The organism is Pseudomonas sp. (assembly GCF_028293835.1).
GTDB lineage: Bacteria > Pseudomonadota > Gammaproteobacteria > Pseudomonadales > Pseudomonadaceae > Aquipseudomonas.
In genome coordinates this window covers 15,421-38,477 of record NZ_JAQGNX010000023.1, presented here as the reverse complement: position 1 = coordinate 38,477, position 23,057 = coordinate 15,421, and the positions used below count along the sequence as shown (strand labels likewise).

The following is a 23,057-nucleotide window of genomic DNA, read 5'->3' as shown; positions in this document are numbered from 1 at the left end:
TTGACCGGTTAGCTCCGCTCGTCGGAGTCGAATGTCCGGTTGTCACGGCGCAGTATGGTCCAATGGGCATTATCAGGATGCTGGCGTTCGGATTGCCCTGACCGAATAATGATCGTATTTCTCGATATTTCGTAGCGAAAATTTGCGCTTCCATTCGATAGATAAAAAGCTAATCTTGGACCCATTCTTAGAAGGTAATCGGTATGCAGCTACGCAACTCATCCTCTCGTTACGGTCTGGTCGGCATGACGCTGCACTGGAGCATGGCGGTCGTAGTGTTCGGTTTGTTCGCGCTCGGGTTGTGGATGGTTGGGCTCGATTACTACGACGCCTGGCGCAAAGCCGCGCCGGACCTGCACAAAAGCATCGGCCTCACACTGTTTGCCGTGATGTCGTTCCGGGTGATTTGGCGTTGGATCAGTCCGCCGCCTACGGCCCTTGCTACTCACGGCAAATGGACGCGTCTGGGGGCCAGGCTGGGTCATCTGTTTTTATATGTCGTGCTGTTTGCCACGATGTTTGCCGGTTACCTCATTTCCACCGCCGACGGTGTGGGGATCTCGGTGTTTGGCCTGTTCGAAGTGCCGTCGTTGATCGACAGCATCCCTGATCAGGCAGATGTCGCTGGTGCCATTCATTTATACCTGGCCTGGACGCTGGTGGTTTTCTCAGTCCTTCACGGTCTTGCAGCGTTGAAGCACCACTTTATTGATCGCGATGCGACCCTTACGCGCATGTTGGGTCGCGACTAATGTTCAAACCAAACAGGAATTACAGCATGTTGAAGAAGACTTTCGCCGCTCTGGCACTGGGTACCGCTTTGTTGTCGGCCGGTCAGGCGATGGCCGCTGATTACAAAGTCGACAAGGAAGGTCAACACGCCTTCATCAACTTCAAGATCAGCCACTTGGGCTACAGCTTCATCTACGGCACGTTCAAGGATTGGGACGGTTCGTTCAGCTTTGATGCCGCGAAACCTGAAGACAGCAAGATCAGCATTACGCTGAAAACCGCCAGCGTTTTCACTAACCAGGCTGAACGCGACAAGCACATCAGCAGCAAGGATTTCCTCGATGTCGCCAAGTACCCTGAAGCTACATTTGTCTCTACCTCAGTCAAAACGACCGGTAAAGATGCTGACGGTAAAGTGACTGCTGACGTAACGGGCGACCTTACCCTGCACGGTGTTACCAAGTCGGTTGTGGTCAAGTCCACCTTCCTCGGTGAAGGCAAGGATCCGTGGGGCGGCTACCGTGCTGGCTTCGAAGGCACCACCACGATCAAGCGTTCTGATTTCGGCACGATGATGGATCTGGGTCCGGCTTCCGAGTCGCTGGAACTGATCATCGCGTTCGAAGGTGTTAAAGCCAAGTAAGCGTTTTACTGAGTGACACCCAAACGCCGGCCTTAGGGTCGGCGTTTTTGTATCCGGAACTAAAGCAACATTCTGTAGGAGCCAACTTGTTGGCGAGGCGTTATAAATGATGCACCGCATATGCCCTCTCGCCAACAAGTTGGCTCCTACAGGGGAATATCCCTTAACCGCGGACAAAAAAAACGCCCCGATCGGGGCGTTTTTCTATCCGCTAGCTCAACCTTCGCGATTACGCGTCAGCAGTGCTGGCTTCTCGCCGCGTGGGCGGCTTGGCAGTTGGTCCAATTGCTCAGCCGAAGGGAAACGGTCGGTCTTGGACTCTTTGTGCACGATGGTCGGCGCAGGCTGACCGTCGCGCGGGCCGCGAACGGCGGGCTCTTGGCGCGCGGGTTGATCATCACGGGCCGGACGGCGGTTGCGTGGTTGCTCTTCACGACGGGCTTGACCGTCGCGAGGTGCGCCATTACGCGGACCGCCGCCGGTGCGTTTGGCAGGCGGTGTGCCAGTCGTGGCGCCGGTGCCGGTGCGTGGACCGCTTGGACGGCCTTGGCTTGGTGCGCGAGCAGCAGGTGCTGCACCGCCCGCGACGGCTGCCGGAGCAGGTGCGCCCGGACGCCGACCACGGCCTTGGCCTTTGTTCGGGTATGGGCTGACGTAATCAGCGCGGTTACCGAAGTTATCCACTTCGTCATCCAGAAACTCGTCCGGCGCACGATCAGAGCGCGGGGCAGGCTGACGCTGTTCGCGGGCCGGAGTACCTTCGCGAGGCTTTTGTGCTGGACGCTCGGCGCGCTCAGGACGTGCTGCAGCCGCCGCAGGTTTTTCCTGGCCACGGTCCTTGCCTTTGTCCTTGCGACCGCTGCCGCCACCACCACCGGCAGGACCATCACCGCGTGGGCCACGGGGGGCGCGTGGATTAGCACGCACATCCGGGCGCTCGCGTACTTCTGGCTTTTCGGCTTCAACGGCCGTGATGTCGAAGCCCATCAGATCGCCGTCGGAGATCTTCTGCCGGGTCATGCGTTCAATGCTTTTGAGCAGCTTCTCTTCATCCGGTGCAACCAAAGAAATAGCTTCACCGCTGCGGCCCGCGCGGCCAGTGCGGCCGATACGGTGAACGTAATCTTCATCAACGTTCGGCAATTCAAAGTTGACCACATGGGGCAACTGATCGATATCCAGGCCACGAGCGGCGATATCGGTAGCGACCATGATGCGTACGGCACCGGCCTTGAAGTCGGCCAGGGCTTTGGTTCGTGCATTCTGGCTTTTGTTACCGTGAATCGCCACGGCGGAGAGGCCGTGTTTATCCAGGTACTCGGCCAGACGGTTGGCACCGTGCTTGGTCCGGGTAAAGACCAGAACCTGTTCCCAGGCGCCGGCTGTAATCAAATGTGCCAGTAACGAGCGCTTATGGCTCGACGACAAGCGGAAAACGCGCTGTTCGATACGCTCAACCGTGGTGTTCGGCGGCGTGACTTCAATGCGTTCCGGGTTATGCAACAGCTTGCCGGCCAAGGCCGTGATGTCGTTGGAAAAGGTCGCCGAGAACAGCAGGTTCTGACGTTTTGACGGCAGACGGGCCAGGACCTTTTTCACATCATGGACGAAGCCCATGTCGAGCATCCGGTCGGCTTCGTCGAGCACGAGGATTTCAACGTGGGACAGGTCGACGCTGCCTTGGCCAGCCAGATCGAGCAGGCGACCTGGGCAGGCCACCAACACGTCAACGCCTCGGGCCATGGCCTGGACCTGTGGATTCGTACCGACACCGCCGAAGATCACCGCACTGACGAACTTCAGGTTTTTGGCATAGACCTTGAAGCTGTCATGCACTTGCGCCGCAAGTTCGCGGGTTGGGGTCAGGACCAGGACGCGAGGTTGGCGCGGGCCGTGACGCTGGGACTTGTCCGGATGACCGTTGGGGAATAACCGTTCCAGAATCGGAAGGGCGAAACCGCCGGTTTTACCAGTACCTGTCTGGGCCGCAACCATCAGGTCGCGACCTTGCAACACGGCGGGAATGGCCCGCTGTTGCACTGGAGTAGGCTGGGTATAGCCAGCGGCCTCGATGGCGCTGACTAAAGCCTCGGAGAGACCGAGGGAAGCAAAGGACATGAGTAATCCTGTTTTAGTTAGGGCGATGCCCATAAGAATGGTCTTGCCTGGCGAATGGCGTTTAGATAACGCAATCTCGTCCGGTCCTGCTGGGCCTTTAAGTCATTTCGGCACGTCGTCGCGGGAAGGAAAAGGCGCGACTGGCGTGATCAAAAGGTCTGTTGCAAGGCGGAGCGTCCGGGCGTAAGCCTGACGGGAAGGCCAGAGTATAACAGAGCAATCACCGCGCGCCGCTTTCCTGCTGCTCAACGGTTTTATTGGGCGTAGCGGCAGAAGGCTCAGGCTCTCCAGCGTGCAAAGTCTCTGCTGGCATGCTCTCGCCAGTGTAGCGGGACAATAACTCGGCATACGCCGGCTCGCGCTTGAATCGTTTAAGCTCGGCGCCAAACCGCTGCACCAGCAGGTCCATGCCAGCATTTCTGCGCAGTGCGAGGTACTCCGGCTCTCGGCCCAGGACGGTGGAAGACTGGCTAACCAGGGCCTGGGCCTTCATTTGCTTCAGCACATACTGACCGACGCGGCGGTCAGTGATCACCATGTCAATCCGACCCAACAGTAGCTTGCCGAAGTTAGCTTCATGGCTTGGCGCGGGTTCGCGAGTGAACACCGTCGATGCGTCGAACGCCGTGCTGTACAGATAACCCGGCGAAATCCCGATGGTCAGGCCACGCAAGTCTTCCATTGTCAAAAACGGATGAGGGCGGGCGTTAGCGTCAAACAACACCCACTCGACCTCAGACAGTGGCTCGCTGGGGTACAGCAGTAATTCGTCACGCTCGCTCCGCTTGAAGATATCCAGCGCGCCGTCCGCCTGTCCTTGCTGAAGCATCGAGAGGCAACGCCTCCAGGGCAAAAACTCCCACTTCACGTCGATACCCAGCCGCTCGAAAACGATCGCGGTGGTTTCGTAATCCAGCCCCCGTGCCTGACCGTTTTCGATGTACACATACGGCGCCCAGGGTTCGGTCACGATATGCAGTGTTTCACCCGACGCAGTGAAGCTCAGGCAGGCGAAAAGAAGGGCGGTCAAAAACCAGGTGGGAGCAAGCATGAGCGGAGATTACGACGGGCGCTGATTAAAGAAAAGAGCCGGATCGTGGCGTATGACCGGGCGGATCATCCCTTCGCGGATTCCTGCGCGAGCAGGTGCCGGTAAATTTCGTCGCGTCGCTTGCCAAGAATCTGTCGAACGCCCCAATGGTTCAGCCAACTGCTAAGTTGGGCAGATTCCAGTCGGTGCTTAAGGCGTTGTTCCGCGTTTTCCCGGGCCTTTTCCCACCATACCGGCGAACACGCGCGATCGAATTCATTGCTGTGCCAGGTGCAACCGTAGAGGATTTCTCGCAAAAACTGCCGTTGCGTGGACGAGACGCCTGCGGTCACGGCCTTGTACATCAGGCGTTTCCAGGTGGCCGGACGCGGTAGGTGGGTGGTTACCCGTCGCGTGTCATCCAGCGCTGCCGTGCTGAGCAGGTCGTCTTCGTGCTTTGACAGCCACGCGCGAGTTTTTGCTCGAAACAGTTGTTTGCGGCTCCAGTAGTGGTGGATCAGGTCCGTGCACTCGTTGACCGTTTTGCTGCGATAAGCCGCCACGCTCAGACAAAACTCTTCGAGGGTATAGGACGTGGCCACTTCCGGGTAAAACTCGTCCATCAAGGCGATGGAGTGGTCCAGCACGCTTGCGTCTTCACGCATCAGGCCGATAACCCCGGAGTTAAGCAGCGGCATCGCGTCGTCGGCCAGCCCTCTGGCGCTTAAGCGTTCTGCGAGGACCACATACAACGGCACTTGTTTAAAAACGCCATAGCGTGGGCCGAACGCATTGCACAGCAGGGTGCCAGGCTTGACCCGGTCAAACAGCTTTAGGGGCGAACAATGGAAAAAGGTATCGGTGTCGATCAGCAGGGCGCATTCCGATTCCGCCAACACACTGCGCAGCGCTACGTGTTTGGTCCGAAAATGGTAGCCATGGGGTGCGCTCCACTGCGTGCGGGTTTCTTTGTCCAGTGACCGAATGCGCACCGGCAATTGTGCATACGGCGCTGGATTGTCGGTGAACACCTGAATGTCCAGCGCCTGACCTGGCGTTTCGCGCATGCCGGCAATAGCGCTGGCAATGCTGAATACCGCTTCCTGATGGTAGGTGTTCGCACCAAAAACCAGATAGACGAGCTGCGGTGCTTGCGGGGTGGAGAGTGAAGATGTCAACAGGGTAAGTCCGTAGTCCAGGGTGTCGGCAAGGTCCGGCGGGTGCGGGACCTTGCTGATTAAACAGGCATGGATGGTACACAAGCACACCTGTCACGTTGGATTTGTTTTCAGCGGGACAGTTTCAAGTTATTCCAGATGGCCAGGCTCGGTTCGGCTTGATTCAGGGTGTAAAAGTGCAAACCCGGAGCGCCGCCTTCCAGCAGCCGGTTACACATTTCGGTAATAACTTGCTCACCAAACGCCTGGATGCTTTGGACGTCGTCACCGTAAGCTTCCAGCTGCTTGCGAATCCAGCGCGGGATCTCTGCGCCGCAGGCGTCAGAGAAGCGCGCCAGCTTGCTGTAGTTAGTGATCGGCATGATGCCCGGCACGATTGGGATGTTTACCCCCAATTTCCGCACGCGCTCGACGAAGTAGAAATAGCTGTCAGCGTTGAAGAAATATTGGGTGATGGCGCTGTCGGCACCGGCCTGAGCCTTGCGCACGAAATTCGCCAAATCGTCTTCGAAATTGCGCGCTTGTGGGTGCACTTCCGGATAGGCGGCCACTTCAATGTGAAAATGACTGCCAGTTTCTGCGCGAATAAAAGCTACCAGGTCGCTGGCGTAACGCAATTCGCCGCTGGACATGCCCATGCCTGAAGGCAGGTCACCGCGCAGGGCAACAATGCGTTTGATCCCGGCATCTTTGTATTGAGTCAGCAGGGCGCGCAAATCTGCCTTGCTGTCACCCACGCAGGACAAATGCGGCGCGGCCGGAACTTTTACTTCGCGCTCAAGCTGCAGCACGGTATTGATCGTGCGGTCTCGGGTCGAGCCGCCTGCACCATAGGTGCAGGAAAAGAAATCTGGGTTGTACGTGGCCAATTGACGAGCGGTGGCGAGCAATTTTTCATGCCCGGCATCGGTCTTGGTCGGAAAAAATTCGAAGCTAAAACCACGGTCTTGGGACATGAAAGCCGATCTCATTGTAGGAGCGGGCTTGCCCGCGATAAGGTCGGAACGACCTTCAAAATGTCGATGATGGCTCCTGCGACTGCTTCGCGCTCGTTCGCGGACAAGTCCGCTCCCACAGGGGGAGCGGACAGGCCGAGATCAATCGCGGGCGCGCAAGCGCCGATCAGTCAATAACGATAAGCGTGCGGCTTGAACGGGCCTTCAACGGTCACGCCGATGTAGTCGGCCTGGGTCTTGGTCAGTTGCGTCACAACGCCACCGAACCCGCGAACCATTTCCAGCGCCACTTCTTCGTCGAGCTTCTTCGGCAGCACTTCTACGGTCAAGCGCTCGGCTTTTTGAGCCGGTGCCAGGTCCGCGTACTTCTGACCGAACAGGAAGATTTGAGCCAACACCTGGTTAGCGAACGAACCGTCCATGATCCGGCTCGGGTGACCTGTGGCGTTGCCCAGGTTTACCAAACGGCCTTCAGCCAGCAGAATCAGGTAGTCATCGTTGTGCGGATCGAAGGTGCCAGGGCCGGTACGGTGAATCTTGTGAACCTGTGGCTTCACTTCTTCCCATGCCCAGTTTTTGCGCATGAAAGCGGTGTCGATTTCGTTGTCGAAGTGACCGATGTTGCACACGACCGCACGCTTCTTCAGGGCCTTGAGCATGTTCGAGTCGCACACATTAACGTTGCCGGTGGTGGTCACGATCAGGTCGATCTTGCCCAGCAGCGCCGTGTCGATGCTGGCGGCGGTGCCGTCGTTGATCCCGTCGATGAACGGCGAAACCAGTTCGAAACCGTCCATGCAGGCTTGCATGGCACAGATCGGATCGACTTCGGAAACCTTGACGATCATGCCTTCCTGACGCAGCGACTGGGACGAGCCTTTGCCCACATCGCCGTAGCCGATAACCAAGGCTTGCTTGCCGGACAACAGGTGGTCGGTACCGCGCTTGATGGCGTCGTTCAGGCTATGACGGCAGCCGTACTTGTTGTCGTTCTTGCTTTTGGTCACGGAGTCATTGACGTTGATGGCCGGGATTTTCAGCTCGCCCTTGGCCAACATGTCCAACAGACGGTGGACGCCGGTGGTGGTTTCTTCCGTCACGCCGTGGATGCGCTCGAGCATCTGCGGGTATTTTTTGTGGATGATCTCGGTCAGGTCGCCGCCGTCGTCGAGGATCATGTTGGCGTCCCAAGGCTGACCATCTTTAAGGATGGTTTGCTCGATGCACCACTCGTATTCAGCTTCGGTTTCGCCTTTCCAGGCGTAAACAGCGATGCCGGCAGCGGCAACAGCAGCAGCAGCCTGGTCTTGAGTCGAGAAAATGTTGCACGACGACCAACGCACTTCGGCACCCAGGGCAACCAGGGTTTCGATCAGCACGGCAGTCTGGATGGTCATGTGAATGCAGCCGAGGATCTTCGCGCCCTTGAGCGGTTGCTCACCGGCGTACTTGCGGCGCAGGCCCATCAGGGCAGGCATTTCGGATTCGGCAATGATGGTTTCGCGACGGCCCCAGGCAGCCAGGGACATGTCGGCGACTTTGTAGTCGTTGAAATCAGCGGGCGAAATTACAGCACTCATTGAGAGTCTCCATTCGTAATATGCGAATGGGCGCCGTTGTGCGTTTAAGGTTTGATCGGCGACTCTGGGAGCCTGCCGATGAAACAACGCCCCATCCGAGCCTGACAGGATGAACCTGCTGCAGCGCCCCTCGGACAGGTGGCGGGAACGGTATCAAGGGAAGATGACCGTTTTGAAGCGACGGCGATTATAGCTGTGCTGGCGATTGTTCTAAAGCCTTTCTGTCGCATAAACCGATGAAACTAATGGCCATCATAGAGGCAGCTGCGTAGAGAGAATGCGGCGGGTCTGCCATTATTGCCCGCATCCATCAGAATCAATCGGCAAGACGGTCAGGAGTGAGCATGAATTTCCACACCCGCAAGTGGGTTAAACCCGAAGACCTCAACCCCAATGGCACGTTGTTCGGCGGCAGTCTGTTGCGCTGGATCGACGAGGAGGCGGCGATTTACGCCATCGTTCAATTAGGCAACCAGCGGGTTGTCACCAAGTACATTTCCGAGATCAACTTCGTCAGTGCTTCACGTCAGGGCGACATCATCGAGCTGGGCATCACCGCCACCGAGTTCGGTCGCACCTCGATCACCTTGACCTGTGAAGTGCGTAACAAGATCACCCGCAAAAGCGTGCTCACGGTGGAAAAAATGGTTTTCGTCAACCTGGGCGAAGACGGCCTGCCAGCGCCCCATGGCCGGACTGAAATCAAATACGTGAAGGACCAGTTTCAGGAAGACATCATTAACTGAAACCGGTGGGACCGAATTCATCCGAATCAGGCAGCGCTGTCTGTCTGAAATACCGAGGTGTTGCATTCGCGAACACGTTCGCACCACCGGGGATTTGTGGGTTGCCCCCAAATCGTGCCATGCCGCGTCCAGCCCACAGGCTCTGTCATGGGCAGCCATCAAGCACCCACAACGTGAGCATTACGCCGTTGCAGGTAGATATAAAACAGGGCTGTCAGCACGGTTAAAACTGCCAAGGCGGCCCCGGTCCATGGCAGGTCGGCCAGGTCGACGCCGCTGCCGACGACCAGTCCGCCGATCCAGGCTCCGGCCGCATTGCCGAGGTTGAAGGAGCTTTGGTTGAGCGTCGAGCCCAGATTCGGAGCGTCGCTGGCTTGATCAATAATCAGCAATTGCAAAATCGGGCACAGTGCAAACGCCACAACGCCCCAGACTAACAGCGTAATCGCCGCCGGAATCACTGAGTGTGCGGTCTGGCTGAACAATGCCATTACCAACACCACCGCCACCGACATGCCCACTAACGCCGGCAATAATCGGCTGTCGGCCAACTTACCGCCGATCATGCTGCCACCGGTCAAGCCCAAGCCAAACAGTAACAGCATGATGGTCACGCCGTGGGGGCTTACGCCGGTCACGTCGCGCAAAATCGGTGCTATATAAGTGAAAACGGCGAACAGACTGGTCGATGCCAATGCGCTCATGGCCAATGCCAGCAATACGTTGGTCTTAGCCAGTACGCGGAACTCGATGGCCAGATGGGTTTTTTCCATGGGTATGTTTTTCGGCAACCAGATGATCTGCGCCAGTACCGCCGCCACGCCTATCACCGCCACTGCCCAGAACGTCGAGCGCCATCCGGCATATTGTCCAAGCGCTGTGCCCAGCGGCACACCCAATACATTGGCCAAGGTCAAACCGGTGAACATCAGCGCGATGGCCTGGGCCCTTTTATCAGGCGGCACCAGACCGGCAGCCACCACCGAACCGATGCCGAAAAAGGCGCCATGGCACAACGCAGTGATGACCCGTGCGGCCATCAACGCCGCATAGTTCGGCGCCAGCGCACACAGGATATTGCCAAGGATGAACACCACGGTCATGCCCAGCAGCGTGGCTTTGCGCGGCATATTGGCAGTGGCCACCGCAAGAATCGGACCCCCCAACACCACGCCCAGGGCGTAGCCAGTGATCAGCAGCCCGGCGTTAGGGATGCTGACCTGCAGGTCTGCGGCGACTTCGGGCAGCAAGCCCATTATCACGAATTCGGTGGTGCCAATGCCAAAAGCGGCAACGGCCAGTGCGAGCAAGGCAAGTGGCATGCGTCTATTTCCCGTGTGTGTCTTGACGCCAGAGCAAGCACACGCATGCGAACGACAAAACCCGATCCACCAATGGTCGAGTTCAGAAGCAGCAAGCTTATTGGAATTGTTGGGTGCGCAACTGGGTATGGCGTGTTAATGGATAGTATATCTAGCAACGGAAATATGGCGAATCAAGTACCTTAGGCGGGATAGGCAAGGGTTAACTGGACCAACTTTTCAGTAGGCTCTGCCTCATAACTGCCGATGAATGTTATTTGGAATGCTCCTAATAGAAGCTGAGACCATAAGGATGAATGTATGACTGTTGCTTTCTGGTGCGTGTTTATCGCGATATTCCTGCCTTATGTCTGCACAGGTCTCGCCAAGTTTAGCGGCGGCAAGTTTGGCGCTCGGCAGAATCATGATCCGCGTGCTTTCCTCGACAGCCTCCAGGGCTTTGCCAAGCGCGCCGACTCTGCCCAGCGCAATAGCTTCGAGGTAACGCCAGCGTTTGCTGCTGCGGTGATCATTGCGCAATACGTCGGCCATGCGCAGATGGTCACGATCAATGTGTTGGCGGTGTTATTCGTCACCAGTCGCCTGCTGTACATCATTTGCTATCTGGCGGACTGGGCGCCGTTGCGCTCATTGTTCTGGGCCATTGGCATGGGCATCATCGCGGCGCTGTTCCTGGTTTCGGCGTAACAGGCGGAGGCTGCGGCAATGGCGCGCTTGGCCTTTGGCAATCAGCCGAGGATACTGGCGACCGTTTCCCTAGCCTGAAGCCGTCATGACCTTGAAAAGATTTTCCGTAGTATTGCTGGCCTGCCTGGCGTTGAGCGCGTGCGGCGGCGTCGATCCCAACTCGCCGCTGGGCCAGCGCAAGGCAATCTTCAAGCAGATGCTCAAGACCAGCGAAGACCTTAGCGGCATGCTCAAAGGGCGTGTGGCATTCGACGGTCAGCGCTTCACCGATGGCGCGGTCAAGCTCGACAGTTTGTCCCATGAGCCATGGAAGCACTTTCCTTCGGTGAAGGAAGACTCCAATAGCAGCGCCAAAGACGAAGTCTGGCAGAAGCAGGCACGCTTTCAGGAGCTTGCTCACTCGCTGGAATCAGCCACCGGAGAGCTGGTGGTCGCCACCAATGCAAAACCCTTCAAAGCCAGCAACCTGAACCCCGCGGTGCAGAAGGTTCAAGACGCCTGTGAGGCGTGCCATAAAGAATTTCGCGATCATTGATCCGTAGAGGAGCGAACGTGTTGGCGAGAGGTCTGGTGCGGTGTATCAGACACACCGCCTCGCCAACCCGTCGGTTCCTACAAAGGCTTCGGCATTAACCCCGGCACTTCAATCCTCATCAGGCGCGACTTTCTCCAATTCCGTGTGGGCGTCTTTGAGTTCCTGGCGGGCTTCGGCGAGCTTGTCTTTACGCTTATTAATCTTGTCCGGGTCGCCTTTGCTTACGGCTTTGTCCAAATCTTTTTGGCGGCGGCTGACTTCGCTTTTTGCGTCCAGCACTTTGTTTTCAAACGCTTTGAGTAGCGAGGCGTCGGTGCAATGGGCGATATTTTCGCTTAACGCTTTTTCCAGCCCGGCTTGCTGATCAATGTTGCCGCGGGTTTTGGCCTGTTCAATCTGAGTGCTGATCTCCTGGCGCTTGGCGGCGCAGCCCGTCAGAGGTGGCGCGTCCGCTGCAAGAACAGGCGCAACGAGTAGGCCGTACGCAGTGAACAAAACCAACGGTGACAAAATATTCATACGAACTCCCTTTGAAACATTCCTGAAATAGAGTCGACCTAAAAACCTTCAATTCCGTGCTCCCGCAACTGGGTGCTCAATGCCTGTACGTGCGGGTCATTAAAAAATGCACTGAGTTGCGTGGCCCGCCCTGGGCCAATGCCCGGTTCGGCTTGCCATTGCTCTACCGTTTTCGCCGCCAGCACATTCCACTGGTTTCCCAGTTCAACCTCGGCGGTGGGCGGTAAACCGATGGCTTTAAGCCAGCGATGAAACGGTTGTTGCCGAGCGGTTTGAAGACTGGTCCACAGTTTAGCGCCGCTGCGCTCGCCAAAGCCTGGAATGTTAACAAGCTCTGCGGCATCCAGGGTCATCCAATCGAGCAATCCATTGATGCGCCTGGCGCTGATCAGTTTTTCCCAGGTGCCCGGACCGACGCCGTTCAGGGCTAAACCCTTCTTACCGCTGAGCCAGGTCAGTCGCGCCTGAAACTGGCTTTCGCAGCCTGACGTGGGCTGCCAGCAACTGAGGAAGTGATAGTCGCTTGCCACGGGAATATCGAGCTTCACACGGTCAGCACTGCGCGACACCACGCCGTCCAGCCTCGGAATGGTCAGTCCGGCGAGACTGATGGCAATCTGATCGCCGGGACGTATGTCCATCTGCGCCCAGCGTTGCAGCGAGCCAACACTGATGCGTTTGATTTGGCGGTCGTCGAGTCTGACCGGCTCGAGTTCCAGTACAGGGGTAATTCGCCCGCTGCGTCCGATGGCGAAGTTGACCTTGCGCACCTCTGCCAGGGCTTGGGCAAACGGATACTTCCATGCGGCGATCCAATAAGGCGCTTTAGCCTGCCAGCGCTGTGCGGGCGGTCGCAGACTTTGGCGCAGCACCACGCCGTCGCTGGCGAACGGCAAGCCAGTGCGATACCAATGCTCACGCCAGGCTTTTGCGTGTTCGAAGTTTTCCAGCGGATGGCTATAGGTGGCGCTGTCGCTGAAGCCCATGGCGGTTAGCCCGGCCAGTCGGTCGGGCAACGACTCGGGTCCGCTGGGCCAATCCCAGACGAACAGACCGACGTTCCGCGCTTCGGCCACCCGAATGGTTTTGCGCGCCAACAGCCCGGCGACTTTGCTCCGCGCGTTGAGGCTGCCGCCGCGGGCCTGCACATGATCTTGCAACCGCCAATACAGCTCGCCTTGCAGCACCACGTCATCCGGCGCCGGGAGCTGTTGCGGTATGGCGGGTATCAGCCGTGCATGAGCGGTCCAGTCCTGACCATTGAGCCCGTCGCCGCGGCTGATGGCCTGTTTGAATTGACCGTTCTGATAAATCAGCGTGACCGCTACGCCGTCGACCTTGGGCTGAATCCACAGGTCGTTGCGATCTTTCAGCCAGTTTTGCACCGCCCGCTCTGTGGGTAGCTTGTTCAGGCCCGTATGGGGGATCGGGTGAGTGGTTGCGCCGCGCGCCGTTTTAAGCGGATCGTCGTTGATCGCTGGAGTCTGGGCAAAGCAGGAACGCCATTGGGCCAGGCGCCCACGAGATTGGTCATACAGTTCGTCCGCCACCAGCGACACGCCGAGACGGTGATAACTGTCGTCCCATAGGCTGATTTGCTGTTGCAGCGTGGATATTTGTCTGTTGGCTTTACTGGCGGGCCAATCGGGGCATTCGGTTGCGGCGTTGGCAGTCAGACAGGTGAAGGTAAGCAGGCAACCGGCGAATAAGCGCAGCATCGAAGCATCCTTGCTTGTGAGGGAGCTGTGAGGCTAGTTGCTGGTATAGGACGGTGGGGGCTGGAGTGGTTACGGGGTTTTGCAGAAGCTGGCCAGAACGCCAACCCCTGTAAGAGCCAACTCGTTGGCGAGAGGCTTAATGCGGTGTGTCAGTTAAATTGCCTCGCCAACCACGTTGGCTCTTACAGGTAAGGGGGGACATTGCGGGCACAAAAAAGCCCCAACCAACGTGTGTCGGCTGAGGCTTCTTCAGAGGAAGTTACAAACCAGCAGCAGCGCGTAGAGCGTCGGCGCGGTCGGTTTTTTCCCAGGTGAACGTGGTGAAGGTGTCGTTGCCTACAGTCTTGGTTTCCGGCGTGCGACCGAAGTGGCCGTACGCTGCGGTTTCCTGATACATCGGGTGCAGCAAGTCGAGCATGGTGGTGATCGCGTAAGGACGCAGGTCGAAATGCTCACGCACCAGCTTGACGATCTTGTCATCGCTGATCTTGCCGGTGCCGAAGGTGTTCAATGAAATCGATGTCGGTTGAGCGACACCAATCGCGTAAGAAACCTGAATCTCGCAACGCTCGGCCAGGCCGCCAGCAACGATATTCTTGGCCACGTAACGACCAGCGTACGCCGCAGAGCGGTCAACCTTCGATGGATCTTTGCCGGAGAACGCGCCGCCGCCGTGACGGGCCATGCCGCCGTAGCTGTCAACGATGATCTTGCGACCGGTCAGACCGCAGTCACCCACTGGGCCACCAATGATGAACTGGCCGGTCGGGTTGATGTGGTACTGGGTGTCTTTGTGCAGCAGGTGAGCGGGCAGCGCGTGCTTGACGATCAGCTCCATCACGCCTTCGCGCAGATCGGTGTAGGACACTTCCGGGTTGTGCTGAGTCGAAAGCACCACCGCGTCGATCCCGACCACGATGCCGTTTTCATAGCGGCAGGTGACCTGGGATTTGGCGTCCGGGCGCAGCCAAGGCAGCAGGCCGGATTTACGGGCTTCGGCCTGACGCTTGACCAACTGGTGCGAGAACGCGATTGGCGCAGGCATCAGCTCGTTGGTTTCGTTGCTGGCGTAGCCGAACATCAGGCCCTGGTCACCGGCGCCCTGATCTTCCGGCTTGGCACGGTCAACGCCCTGGTTGATGTCGGGAGACTGCTTGCCGATGATGTTCATCACACCACAGGTCGCGCCGTCGAAGCCGACATCGGAGCTGTTGTAGCCGATATCAAGAATCACGTTGCGGACGATTTCTTCCAGATCGACCCAGGCCGAAGTGGTCACTTCACCAGCGATGATCGCTACGCCGGTTTTCACCAGCGTTTCGCAAGCCACGCGAGCAAATTTGTCTTCGGCAATAATGGCGTCCAGAACCGCATCGGAAATCTGGTCAGCAATTTTGTCCGGATGCCCTTCAGACACGGATTCGGAGGTGAAAAGGGAGTATTCGCTCATCTCGACGGATTTCCTGAATTGTACCGATTGTGAGTGTCGCCAGTCGGTCGCTGAAAGTGGCGAACCTGTATCTGGAAACCATTACGTAGGCCTACATAGAGGCTTTCCCCGGGAACCAGTCCCGCAGCGATGGCCCAACGGGCCAGATCATCCTGTTCAAAACCCAACCAGAGATCGCCGCAGGCCTCCTTGGCCCAACTCTGGTTGTGGCTACACAACTCTGTCACCAATAAGCTACCGCCTGGTTGCACCAGATGGGCCAATTGTTTAAGGGCTTCGGCGGGCGCGGCAAGATGGTGAAGCACCATATTCAACACCACGCAGTCGGCGCGTACATCGACGTCGCTTAAGGCGTCTGCCAGGTGCAACTCAACATTGCCCAAGGCTTCGCGCTCGCATAAGTGACGGGCCAACTCCAGCATAGCCGGGCTGTTATCCAGCGCGGTGACCTGGCGAAAGCGCCGCGCCAGTTCCGGAAGAAATCCGCCGTCACCGGGGCCGACTTCCAAGGCAGTGGCATCGCTGCTAAAGCTCAGTTTGTCCATTAATGACAGCAGGCTCTCGCGGTACTGAGGCAAGCCGGCGATCAAATCTTGCTGGGCGCGAAACTTGTCCGCGACCCTGGAAAAGAAGTCCTGACTGGCCGCGGCGCGTTGCCCATGTACGGCGCCTATTCGCGCCTGAACATCGGTCGGCAGCGTCAGGTCGTCGGCTTCGTCGAGCAAGGCTGCGTGCAACCTGCCTCCCGGTAGTCCGATGTGGGGCAGGGCGCGACGGTAAAAGATCGCGTTACCTTCGCGGCGCGTGGCCACCAGTTCCGCTTGCGACAGCACCTTCAAGTGGTGGCTCATGCCGGATTGGCCGATGGCGAAAATTTGCGCCAGCTCTAAAACGCCAAACGAATCGTTGGCCAATGCCCGCAACACATTAAGTCGCAGTGGATCGCCCCCGGCTTTGCACAAGGCAGCCAGGTCGTCACTTTCATCATGGCGGATTGCGGGCACGCGTAAGTTCATAGGGCTGGCAGTCTAGAGAGCGGCTGTTCAGCCCGCAAGTGCTATATCAAAATGTTTTGATATTGAACGATGGGTGGTTTCAGCCGATCTGCTGGCGCTTCTGGGGTCTGAAACGTGGCAAAACGGCGCCAGAACATGGCAATTGCAGGAAAAACACGTTCGGTGATTGCCCCCAAGCAGTGCGTGAGGGAAAATGCTCACTTTTTTCCGATCCCATTCTTTCCAGCCCCAGGAGATCAGCGATGCCCAGCCGTCGTGAGCGTGCAAATGCTATTCGTGCCCTCAGCATGGATGCCGTGCAAAAAGCCAACAGCGGCCATCCGGGTGCCCCTATGGGCATGGCGGATATCGCCGAGGTGCTTTGGCGTGACTTCCTCAAGCACAACCCGAGCAACCCTTCGTTCGCCGACCGTGACCGCTTCATCATGTCCAACGGCCACGGTTCGATGTTGGTCTATTCGCTGCTGCATCTGACGGGCTACGACCTGTCCATTGACGACCTGAAGAACTTCCGTCAATTGCACAGCCGTACCCCGGGCCACCCGGAATACGGTTACACCCCAGGTGTTGAAACCACCACTGGCCCGTTGGGGCAGGGTTTGGCTAACGCTGTCGGTTTCGCCATCGCTGAAAAAGTGCTGGGCGAACAATTCAACCGTCCAGGCCACAATATCGTCGATCACCACACCTACGTATTCCTAGGTGATGGCTGCATGATGGAAGGCATTTCCCACGAAGTCGGCTCGCTGGCTGGCACCTTGGGTCTGGGCAAACTGATTGCGTTCTATGACGACAACGGCATCTCCATCGATGGCGAAGTTGAAGGCTGGTTCACCGACGACACGCCAAAGCGTTTCGAAGCCTACAACTGGCAAGTGATCCGCAATGTTGACGGGCACGATGCTGACGAAATCAAAACCGCGATCGAAACCGCACGCAAAAGCGCTCAGCCAACGCTGATCTGCTGCAAGACCACTATTGGTTTCGGTTCGCCGAACAAGCAGGGCAAGGAAGATTGCCACGGCGCGCCACTGGGGGCTGAAGAAATTGCCCTGACCCGCGCTGCGCTGAAATGGAACTACGGTCCGTTCGAAATTCCGGCTGATATCTACGCCGAATGGAGCGCCAAGGAATCCGGTCTGGCCGTTGAAGCCGAGTGGGATCAGCGTTTCGCGGCCTACGCTGGCGCATTCCCTGAGTTGGCCAACGAATTGATCCGCCGCATGAGCGGTGAATTACCCGCTGATTTCGCCGAGAAGTCCGCAGCTTACATTGCTGACGTCAACGCCAAAGGCGAGACCATTGCCAGCCGTAAAGCCAGCCAGAATGCACTGAATGCGTTTGGCCCGATGTTGCCTGAGTTTCTCGGCGGTTCGGCTGATCTGGCCGGCTCCAACCTGACCATCTGGAAGGGCTGCAAGAGCATCACCGGCGAGGACGCCAACGGTAATTACCTGCATTACGGCGTTCGCGAGTTCGGCATGGGCGCCATGATGAACGGTATCGCCCTGCACGGCGGCTTCGTTCCGTACGGCGCAACCTTCCTGATCTTCATGGAATATGCGCGTAACGCGGTGCGTATGTCTTCGATCATGAAGAAGCGTGTGATCTATGTGTTTACCCACGACTCCATCGGTCTGGGCGAAGACGGTCCAACGCACCAGCCAATCGAACAATTGACCAGCTTGCGTACTACGCCGAACCTCGACACCTGGCGCCCAGCCGATGCCGTGGAATCAGCAGTGGCATGGAAGTACGCCATTGAGCGTAACGACGGGCCATCAGCGATGATTTTCTCCCGTCAGAACCTGACACACCAATCCCGGGATGCCACTCAGCTTGAGGACATCAAGAAAGGCGGTTATGTGTTGCGCGATTGTGTCGGCGAGCCGGAATTGATCCTGATCGCTACCGGTTCGGAAGTGGGCCTGGCGGTACTGGCTTACGACAAACTGTCAGCCCAGGGCCGTAATGTGCGCGTGGTTTCCATGCCATGCACCAGCGTCTTCGAAGCTCAAGACGCCATGTACAAGCAGGCCGTGCTGCCGCTGCAAGTCAGCGCACGTATCGCCATCGAAGCCGCCCACGCGGACTACTGGTACAAATACGTGGGCCTGGAAGGTCGTGTCATCGGCATGACCACCTTCGGCGAGTCGGCGCCTGCGCCAGCCTTGTTCGAAGAGTTTGGCTTCACTCTGGAAAATATCCTGAGTACGGCTGAAGAATTGCTGGAAGACTAAGGAACACGCCACTCCCCTTGTAGGAGCTGCCAAAGGCTGCGATCGACTGCGAAGCGGTCGCGGCTTGAAGCCGCGCAAGGTCCTTCGGACCTTATCGCAGCCTTCGGCAGCTCCTACAGGTTTTGCATTTACCTGCGAGTACCCCCATGCCTCAGCCACGCCTCTATAAAGTTGCTCTCAACGGCTACGGCCGTATCGGTCGTTGTGTCGTGCGTGCGCTGTGTGAGCGAGGGGCGAAGGCCGGATTTGAAGTGGTTGCAATCAACGATCTGGCTGACATGGCCAGTCTCGAATACCTCACGCGCTTCGATTCCACCCACGGTCGCTTTCCAGGCGAAGTGCGGGTCGAAGGCGATTATCTGCATATTAATGATCACCGCATCAAAGTCTTGCGCAGCGCGATCCCGGAAGGTATCGACTGGGCCGGGCTGGGTGTGGATCTGGTGCTCGAATGCTCGGGCGCTTTTCATACCCGTGCCGATGGCCAACGCTTCCTGGATGCCGGCGCGCCCCGGGTGCTGTTCTCGCAACCCATGGCCAGCGAAGCGGATGTCGACGCCACCATTGTTTATGGGATCAATCAACAAGAGCTGACGGGTGATGAACTGCTGGTGTCAGCCGCTTCCTGCACCACCAACTGCAGCGTGCCTTTGCTGCGCTTGCTGGATCAGGCGCTGGGGCTGGAATACATCACCATCACCACGATTCACTCGGCAATGAACGATCAGCCGGTGATCGACGCTTATCACCATGAAGACCTGCGTCGTACGCGGTCGGCTTTCCAGTCGATCATTCCGGTGTCCACTGGTCTGGCCCGTGGCATTGAACGGCTGCTGCCGGAACTTGCCGGGCGAATTCAGGCCAAAGCTGTGCGAGTTCCGACGGTTAACGTCTCGTGCCTCGACATCACGATGCAAGTTGGCCGTGATACCGACACTGCCGAGATCAACCGGATCCTGCGCGCGGCTGCCACCAGTGGCCCGCTCAAGGGGCTTGTGGCTTACACCGAGTTACCGCATGCCAGTTGTGACTTCAACCATGACCCCCATTCGGCCATTGTCGATGCCAGTCAGACCCGCGTTTCCGGCCCTCGGCTGGTGAACGTGCTGGCTTGGTTCGATAACGAGTGGGGCTTTGCCAATCGAATGCTCGACGTTGCAGATCACTATCTGAACGCCGTGCATTACCCACAGTAAAACAGGGACTGCCCATGACCGTGTTGAAGATGACCGATCTCGATCTGACAGGTAAGCGTGTACTGATCCGCGAAGACCTTAATGTCCCGGTGAAAGACGGCAAGGTAACCAGCGATGCGCGGATTGTGGCCTCGCTGCCCACCATCAAGCTGGCGCTGGAAAAGGGCGCGGCAGTGATGATTTGTTCGCACCTGGGGCGTCCTGCCGAGGGTGAGTTTTCGGTTGAGAATAGCCTTAAGCCGGTTGCTGATTACTTGAGCAATGCTTTGGGTCGCGAAGTGCCGCTGGTGGCTGATTATCTGGACGGTTTCGAAATCAAGGCCGGCGACGTCGTCCTGTTCGAAAACGTACGCTTCAACGTGGGCGAGAAGAAGAACACTGACGAGCTGGCGCATAAGTACGCCGCTCTGTGCGACGTGTTCGTGATGGACGCCTTCGGCACTGCGCACCGGGCCGAAGGTTCGACTCATGGCGTCGCCAAGTTCGCTAAAGTGGCTGCCGCAGGCCCGTTGCTGGCTGCCGAGCTGGATGCCTTGGGCAAAGCCCTGAGCGCCCCAGCCCAGCCGATGGCTGCCATTGTTGCGGGCTCTAAAGTCTCCACCAAGCTCGACGTACTCAACAGCTTGAGTTCGATCTGCAATCAATTGATCGTTGGCGGCGGCATCGCCAACACCTTCCTTGCAGCCGCGGGCCATAACGTCGGTAAGTCGCTGTACGAGCCAGACTTGCTCGACACCGCACGCGCTATTGCGGCCAAGGTCAGTGTTCCGCTGCCAACCGACGTGGTCGTGGCCAAGGAATTCGCTGAAAGCGCTATCGCCAGCGTAAAACTGGTGGGAGACGTCGCCGATGACGACATGATTCTCGACATAGGGCCGCAAACCGCTGCGCACTTCGCTGACTTACTGAAATCTTCCAAGACTATTCTGTGGAACGGCCCAGTCGGAGTGTTCGAGTTTGATCAATTCGGCGAAGGCACCAAAACCCTGGCCAAAGCGATTGCCGAGAGTTCGGCATTTTCCATTGCCGGTGGCGGTGACACGCTGGCAGCCATCGACAAGTACGGCATCGCGGATAAAATCTCCTACATTTCCACTGGCGGCGGTGCGTTCCTCGAGTTTGTCGAAGGTAAAGTGCTGCCTGCCGTTGCAGTGCTGGAGCAACGTGCCAAGGGCTGAAAGCAGTCTTGGTAAAGGGGAGCGACATGTTTAAGGGCTTACCGTTGTTGATTATCACCGGCCTGATGGTCGGCTGTGCCAGCGCGCCGGAAGCTGACGAGGCGCCGGTCGCGCCCGCTGGGCTGCAAATGAGCTGTTATCAGTCTGGCTGGCAAGCGGAAACCGTGCCGATCATTTACAAGCGCGGGGGCCAGGAAGCGTTGGACAAATACGACTACGAAGCCGTTAAAGGCAACAAAGGTGCTTCGTGTCGGTGAAGGGCTATGGTTAACGAGGTTAACGACGGCAAAGCAACGTTGGTGATTGGCAGTGGTCTTTTACAGGAGTGATTACTTTTAGAAGAAGGAGTTTCGCCATGAAAGTTGCTGTTATCACGCTGTTCGGTTGTATGGTATTGGCCGGTTGTACCGGTTCAGGCGCACATTCCAAGGCGTGCGAGGTATTAGTACCTGCGCAAGTTGATGTCCCGACGACCCAGAATGATCAACGGGTAGAGGCGCAAGCCACGGGTGAGCCGGCCGGTGATCGTAGTCAGGAACAGAATTGCCCCTGATCGACCGAAGTGACTGACACCTGTCAGGCTTCATGGGGCGACCAGGAGACGTAATGAAAGGCCTAATCGCCCTCACGACACTTGCAGTACTTGGCGGTTGCGCCAGCATGAACATGAAAGAACCCGAGCCCGAAACATGGACCAATTGGGTGTGTGACAGTAAGGCAGCTTTGCTTTGGCACTATGACAACAGCACGAAAAGCGAGGTCGAACTGCGCCTGCTGGGCAGCGACAAGGTCTACCGTTTAAAGCCTGAGCCGGGTGCTTCAGGTGAGCTGTTCAGTGATGGTGTATTGGCGTTTCACATAAAGGGTGATGAGGGCCTGGTTTACTGGGTTTCCACCAATGATTTGATCGGTCGCGGTTGCAAGGCTCTTTAACCAGAGCCGCTGTTGTTCGGGACCGAATACGCGCGCTTAGCGTGTAAGATGCGCAAAAATTGAACCGCAGCCGCCGATCAGGCAGGCTCGCACGATTATCGACTTACCGGGAGAGAGACCTAAAATGGCACTTATCAGCATGCGCCAGATGTTGGACCACGCAGCCGAATTCGGCTACGGCGTCCCCGCCTTCAACGTCAACAACCTGGAACAGATGCGCGCCATTATGGAAGCGGCTGACAAGACCAATTCCCCGGTGATCGTTCAGGCTTCAGCCGGTGCGCGTAAATACGCGGGTGCTCCTTTCCTGCGTCACTTGATTCTCGCTGCCATTGAAGAGTTCCCGCACATCCCGGTGGTCATGCACCAGGACCACGGCACCAGCCCTGACATTTGCCAGCGTTCGATTCAACTGGGCTTCAGCTCGGTGATGATGGACGGCTCCCTGGCCGAAGACGGCAAGACCCCGACTGATTACGAGTACAACGTACGCGTGACCCAACAGACCGTGGCCATGGCGCATGCCTGTGGCGTTTCGGTTGAAGGCGAGTTGGGCTGCCTGGGTTCGCTGGAAACCGGCATGGCTGGCGAAGAAGACGGCGTTGGCGCAGAGGGCGTGCTTGATCACAGCCAACTGCTGACCGACCCGGAAGAAGCGGCTGACTTCGTGAAGAAGACGCAGGTAGATGCCTTGGCCATTGCCATCGGTACCAGCCACGGCGCTTACAAGTTTACCAAGCCGCCTACCGGCGACACCTTGGCGATTGACCGCATCAAAGCCATCCACGCACGTATCCCGAACACTCACTTGGTGATGCACGGTTCGTCTTCGGTCCCGCAAGAGTGGCTGAAGATCATCAACGAATACGGCGGCGACATCAAAGAAACCTACGGCGTACCGGTTGAAGAAATCGTTGAAGGCATCAAATACGGCGTGCGTAAGGTCAACATCGACACCGACCTGCGTCTGGCATCCACTGGCGCAATCCGCCGTTTGATGGCCACCAACCCGAGCGAATTTGACCCACGTAAATTCTTCGGTGCGACCATCATTGCCATGCGCGACATCTGCATTGCCCGCTACGAAGCGTTCGGCACCGCAGGCAACGCATCCAAAATCAAGCCAATCTCGCTGGAAAAAATGTACCAGCGTTACGCGGCTGGCGAGTTGAAAGCCAAGGTCAACTGAGTTTTGGTTGATTGAAAAAAACCCGCAGCGATGCGGGTTTTTTGATTTCTGTGGGAGCCAACTTGTTGGCGAGACAATGCGCCTGACACAC

Annotated in this window: 22 protein-coding genes and 1 riboswitch; of the genes, 12 read left to right on the top strand and 10 right to left on the bottom strand. The window is 57.6% G+C overall.

The features are described 5' to 3' along the window. Positions 1 to 203 precede the first annotated feature (203 nt). Both JWR17_RS03330 and JWR17_RS03325 read left to right on the top strand, forming a co-directional pair. Positions 204 to 752, top strand: coding sequence for a cytochrome b (locus JWR17_RS03330; RefSeq protein ID WP_299828286.1), 549 nt, complete (start codon positions 204 to 206; stop codon positions 750 to 752). A gap of 26 nt (positions 753 to 778) precedes the next feature. Next, positions 779 to 1,375, top strand: a complete 597-nt coding sequence (locus tag JWR17_RS03325) for a YceI family protein (RefSeq protein ID WP_299828284.1) — start codon at positions 779 to 781, stop codon at positions 1,373 to 1,375. A 216-nt stretch (positions 1,376 to 1,591) separates the two neighbouring features. Here the strand turns inward: JWR17_RS03325 and JWR17_RS03320 are convergent, their stop codons facing one another. The 5 genes from JWR17_RS03320 to JWR17_RS03300 all read right to left on the bottom strand — a co-directional run bounded on the left by JWR17_RS03320 (position 1,592) and on the right by JWR17_RS03300 (position 8,237). Then, positions 1,592 to 3,493: a DEAD/DEAH box helicase gene (locus JWR17_RS03320; RefSeq protein WP_299828282.1), complete on the bottom strand. Its 1,902-nt coding sequence runs from the start codon at positions 3,491 to 3,493 to the stop codon at positions 1,592 to 1,594. A 220-nt stretch (positions 3,494 to 3,713) separates the two neighbouring features. Beyond that, positions 3,714 to 4,544 carry a transporter substrate-binding domain-containing protein gene (locus JWR17_RS03315; RefSeq protein ID WP_299828280.1) on the bottom strand — a complete coding sequence of 277 codons (831 nt, stop codon included), beginning with the start codon at positions 4,542 to 4,544 and terminating at the stop codon, positions 3,714 to 3,716. 65 nt (positions 4,545 to 4,609) lie between these two features. Further along, positions 4,610 to 5,701, bottom strand: a complete 1,092-nt coding sequence (locus tag JWR17_RS03310) for a hypothetical protein (RefSeq protein ID WP_299828278.1) — start codon at positions 5,699 to 5,701, stop codon at positions 4,610 to 4,612. 110 nt (positions 5,702 to 5,811) lie between these two features. Further along, positions 5,812 to 6,657, bottom strand: coding sequence for a methylenetetrahydrofolate reductase [NAD(P)H] (metF, locus tag JWR17_RS03305; protein ID WP_299828276.1), 846 nt, complete (start codon positions 6,655 to 6,657; stop codon positions 5,812 to 5,814). 170 nt (positions 6,658 to 6,827) lie between these two features. Continuing rightward, positions 6,828 to 8,237 (bottom strand): adenosylhomocysteinase, encoded by a 1,410-nt coding sequence (locus JWR17_RS03300; protein WP_299828274.1) that lies wholly within the window; start codon positions 8,235 to 8,237, stop codon positions 6,828 to 6,830. A gap of 21 nt (positions 8,238 to 8,258) precedes the next feature. Next, positions 8,259 to 8,375: riboswitch (S-adenosyl-L-homocysteine riboswitch) on the bottom strand. A gap of 206 nt (positions 8,376 to 8,581) precedes the next feature. On the opposite strand from JWR17_RS03300, the gene JWR17_RS03295 reads away from it, so the two are divergent. Continuing rightward, entirely contained in the window at positions 8,582 to 8,983 is a 402-nt protein-coding gene (locus tag JWR17_RS03295; protein ID WP_299828272.1) for a hotdog domain-containing protein, read from the top strand. A gap of 158 nt (positions 8,984 to 9,141) precedes the next feature. Here the strand turns inward: JWR17_RS03295 and JWR17_RS03290 are convergent, their stop codons facing one another. Next, a complete protein-coding gene (locus JWR17_RS03290; RefSeq protein WP_299828270.1) occupies positions 9,142 to 10,305 on the bottom strand; it encodes an MFS transporter in 1,164 nt (387 codons plus the stop codon). A gap of 300 nt (positions 10,306 to 10,605) precedes the next feature. On the opposite strand from JWR17_RS03290, the gene JWR17_RS03285 reads away from it, so the two are divergent. Together JWR17_RS03285 and JWR17_RS03280 are read left to right on the top strand one after the other, a co-directional pair. Further along, complete coding sequence (locus JWR17_RS03285) at positions 10,606 to 10,992, top strand: MAPEG family protein (RefSeq protein ID WP_299828268.1); 387 nt, start codon at positions 10,606 to 10,608, stop codon at positions 10,990 to 10,992. An 85-nt stretch (positions 10,993 to 11,077) separates the two neighbouring features. Continuing rightward, the gene (locus JWR17_RS03280) at positions 11,078 to 11,527 is read left to right on the top strand and encodes a cytochrome c (protein WP_299828266.1); all 450 of its coding nucleotides are present in this window, start codon (positions 11,078 to 11,080) and stop codon (positions 11,525 to 11,527) included. Between the two features lie 108 nt (positions 11,528 to 11,635). Here the strand turns inward: JWR17_RS03280 and JWR17_RS03275 are convergent, their stop codons facing one another. From JWR17_RS03275 to JWR17_RS03260, 4 genes are all read right to left on the bottom strand, one after another. Further along, the gene (locus JWR17_RS03275; RefSeq protein WP_299828264.1) at positions 11,636 to 12,046 is read right to left on the bottom strand and encodes a DUF1090 domain-containing protein; all 411 of its coding nucleotides are present in this window, start codon (positions 12,044 to 12,046) and stop codon (positions 11,636 to 11,638) included. 38 nt (positions 12,047 to 12,084) lie between these two features. Then, entirely contained in the window at positions 12,085 to 13,764 is a 1,680-nt protein-coding gene (gene ligB, locus JWR17_RS03270; RefSeq protein ID WP_299828262.1) for an NAD-dependent DNA ligase LigB, read from the bottom strand. A 259-nt stretch (positions 13,765 to 14,023) separates the two neighbouring features. Then, complete coding sequence (gene metK, locus JWR17_RS03265) at positions 14,024 to 15,214, bottom strand: methionine adenosyltransferase (RefSeq protein ID WP_299828260.1); 1,191 nt, start codon at positions 15,212 to 15,214, stop codon at positions 14,024 to 14,026. Beyond that, positions 15,211 to 16,230: a metalloregulator ArsR/SmtB family transcription factor gene (locus JWR17_RS03260; RefSeq protein WP_299828258.1), complete on the bottom strand. Its 1,020-nt coding sequence runs from the start codon at positions 16,228 to 16,230 to the stop codon at positions 15,211 to 15,213. Before JWR17_RS03260 ends, metK begins: the two co-directional genes overlap by 4 nt. A 242-nt stretch (positions 16,231 to 16,472) precedes the next feature. Between JWR17_RS03260 and tkt the strand changes: the two genes are divergently transcribed. The 7 genes from tkt (at position 16,473) to fba (ending at position 22,966) form a co-directional block, all read left to right on the top strand. Then, positions 16,473 to 18,470 (top strand): transketolase, encoded by a 1,998-nt coding sequence (gene tkt, locus JWR17_RS03255; protein ID WP_299828256.1) that lies wholly within the window; start codon positions 16,473 to 16,475, stop codon positions 18,468 to 18,470. A 146-nt stretch (positions 18,471 to 18,616) separates the two neighbouring features. Then, a complete protein-coding gene (epd, locus tag JWR17_RS03250) occupies positions 18,617 to 19,666 on the top strand; it encodes an erythrose-4-phosphate dehydrogenase (protein ID WP_299828254.1) in 1,050 nt (349 codons plus the stop codon). A gap of 14 nt (positions 19,667 to 19,680) precedes the next feature. Beyond that, positions 19,681 to 20,844, top strand: a complete 1,164-nt coding sequence (locus tag JWR17_RS03245) for a phosphoglycerate kinase (protein ID WP_299828252.1) — start codon at positions 19,681 to 19,683, stop codon at positions 20,842 to 20,844. 26 nt (positions 20,845 to 20,870) lie between these two features. Then, positions 20,871 to 21,101 (top strand): hypothetical protein, encoded by a 231-nt coding sequence (locus tag JWR17_RS03240; RefSeq protein WP_299828250.1) that lies wholly within the window; start codon positions 20,871 to 20,873, stop codon positions 21,099 to 21,101. Between the two features lie 98 nt (positions 21,102 to 21,199). Next, a complete protein-coding gene (locus JWR17_RS03235; protein ID WP_299828248.1) occupies positions 21,200 to 21,397 on the top strand; it encodes a hypothetical protein in 198 nt (65 codons plus the stop codon). Positions 21,398 to 21,450: 53 nt separating this feature from the next. Further along, complete coding sequence (locus JWR17_RS03230) at positions 21,451 to 21,777, top strand: MliC family protein (RefSeq protein WP_299828246.1); 327 nt, start codon at positions 21,451 to 21,453, stop codon at positions 21,775 to 21,777. 124 nt (positions 21,778 to 21,901) lie between these two features. After that, entirely contained in the window at positions 21,902 to 22,966 is a 1,065-nt protein-coding gene (gene fba, locus JWR17_RS03225; protein WP_299828244.1) for a class II fructose-bisphosphate aldolase, read from the top strand. Positions 22,967 to 23,057: the final 91 nt, after the last annotated feature.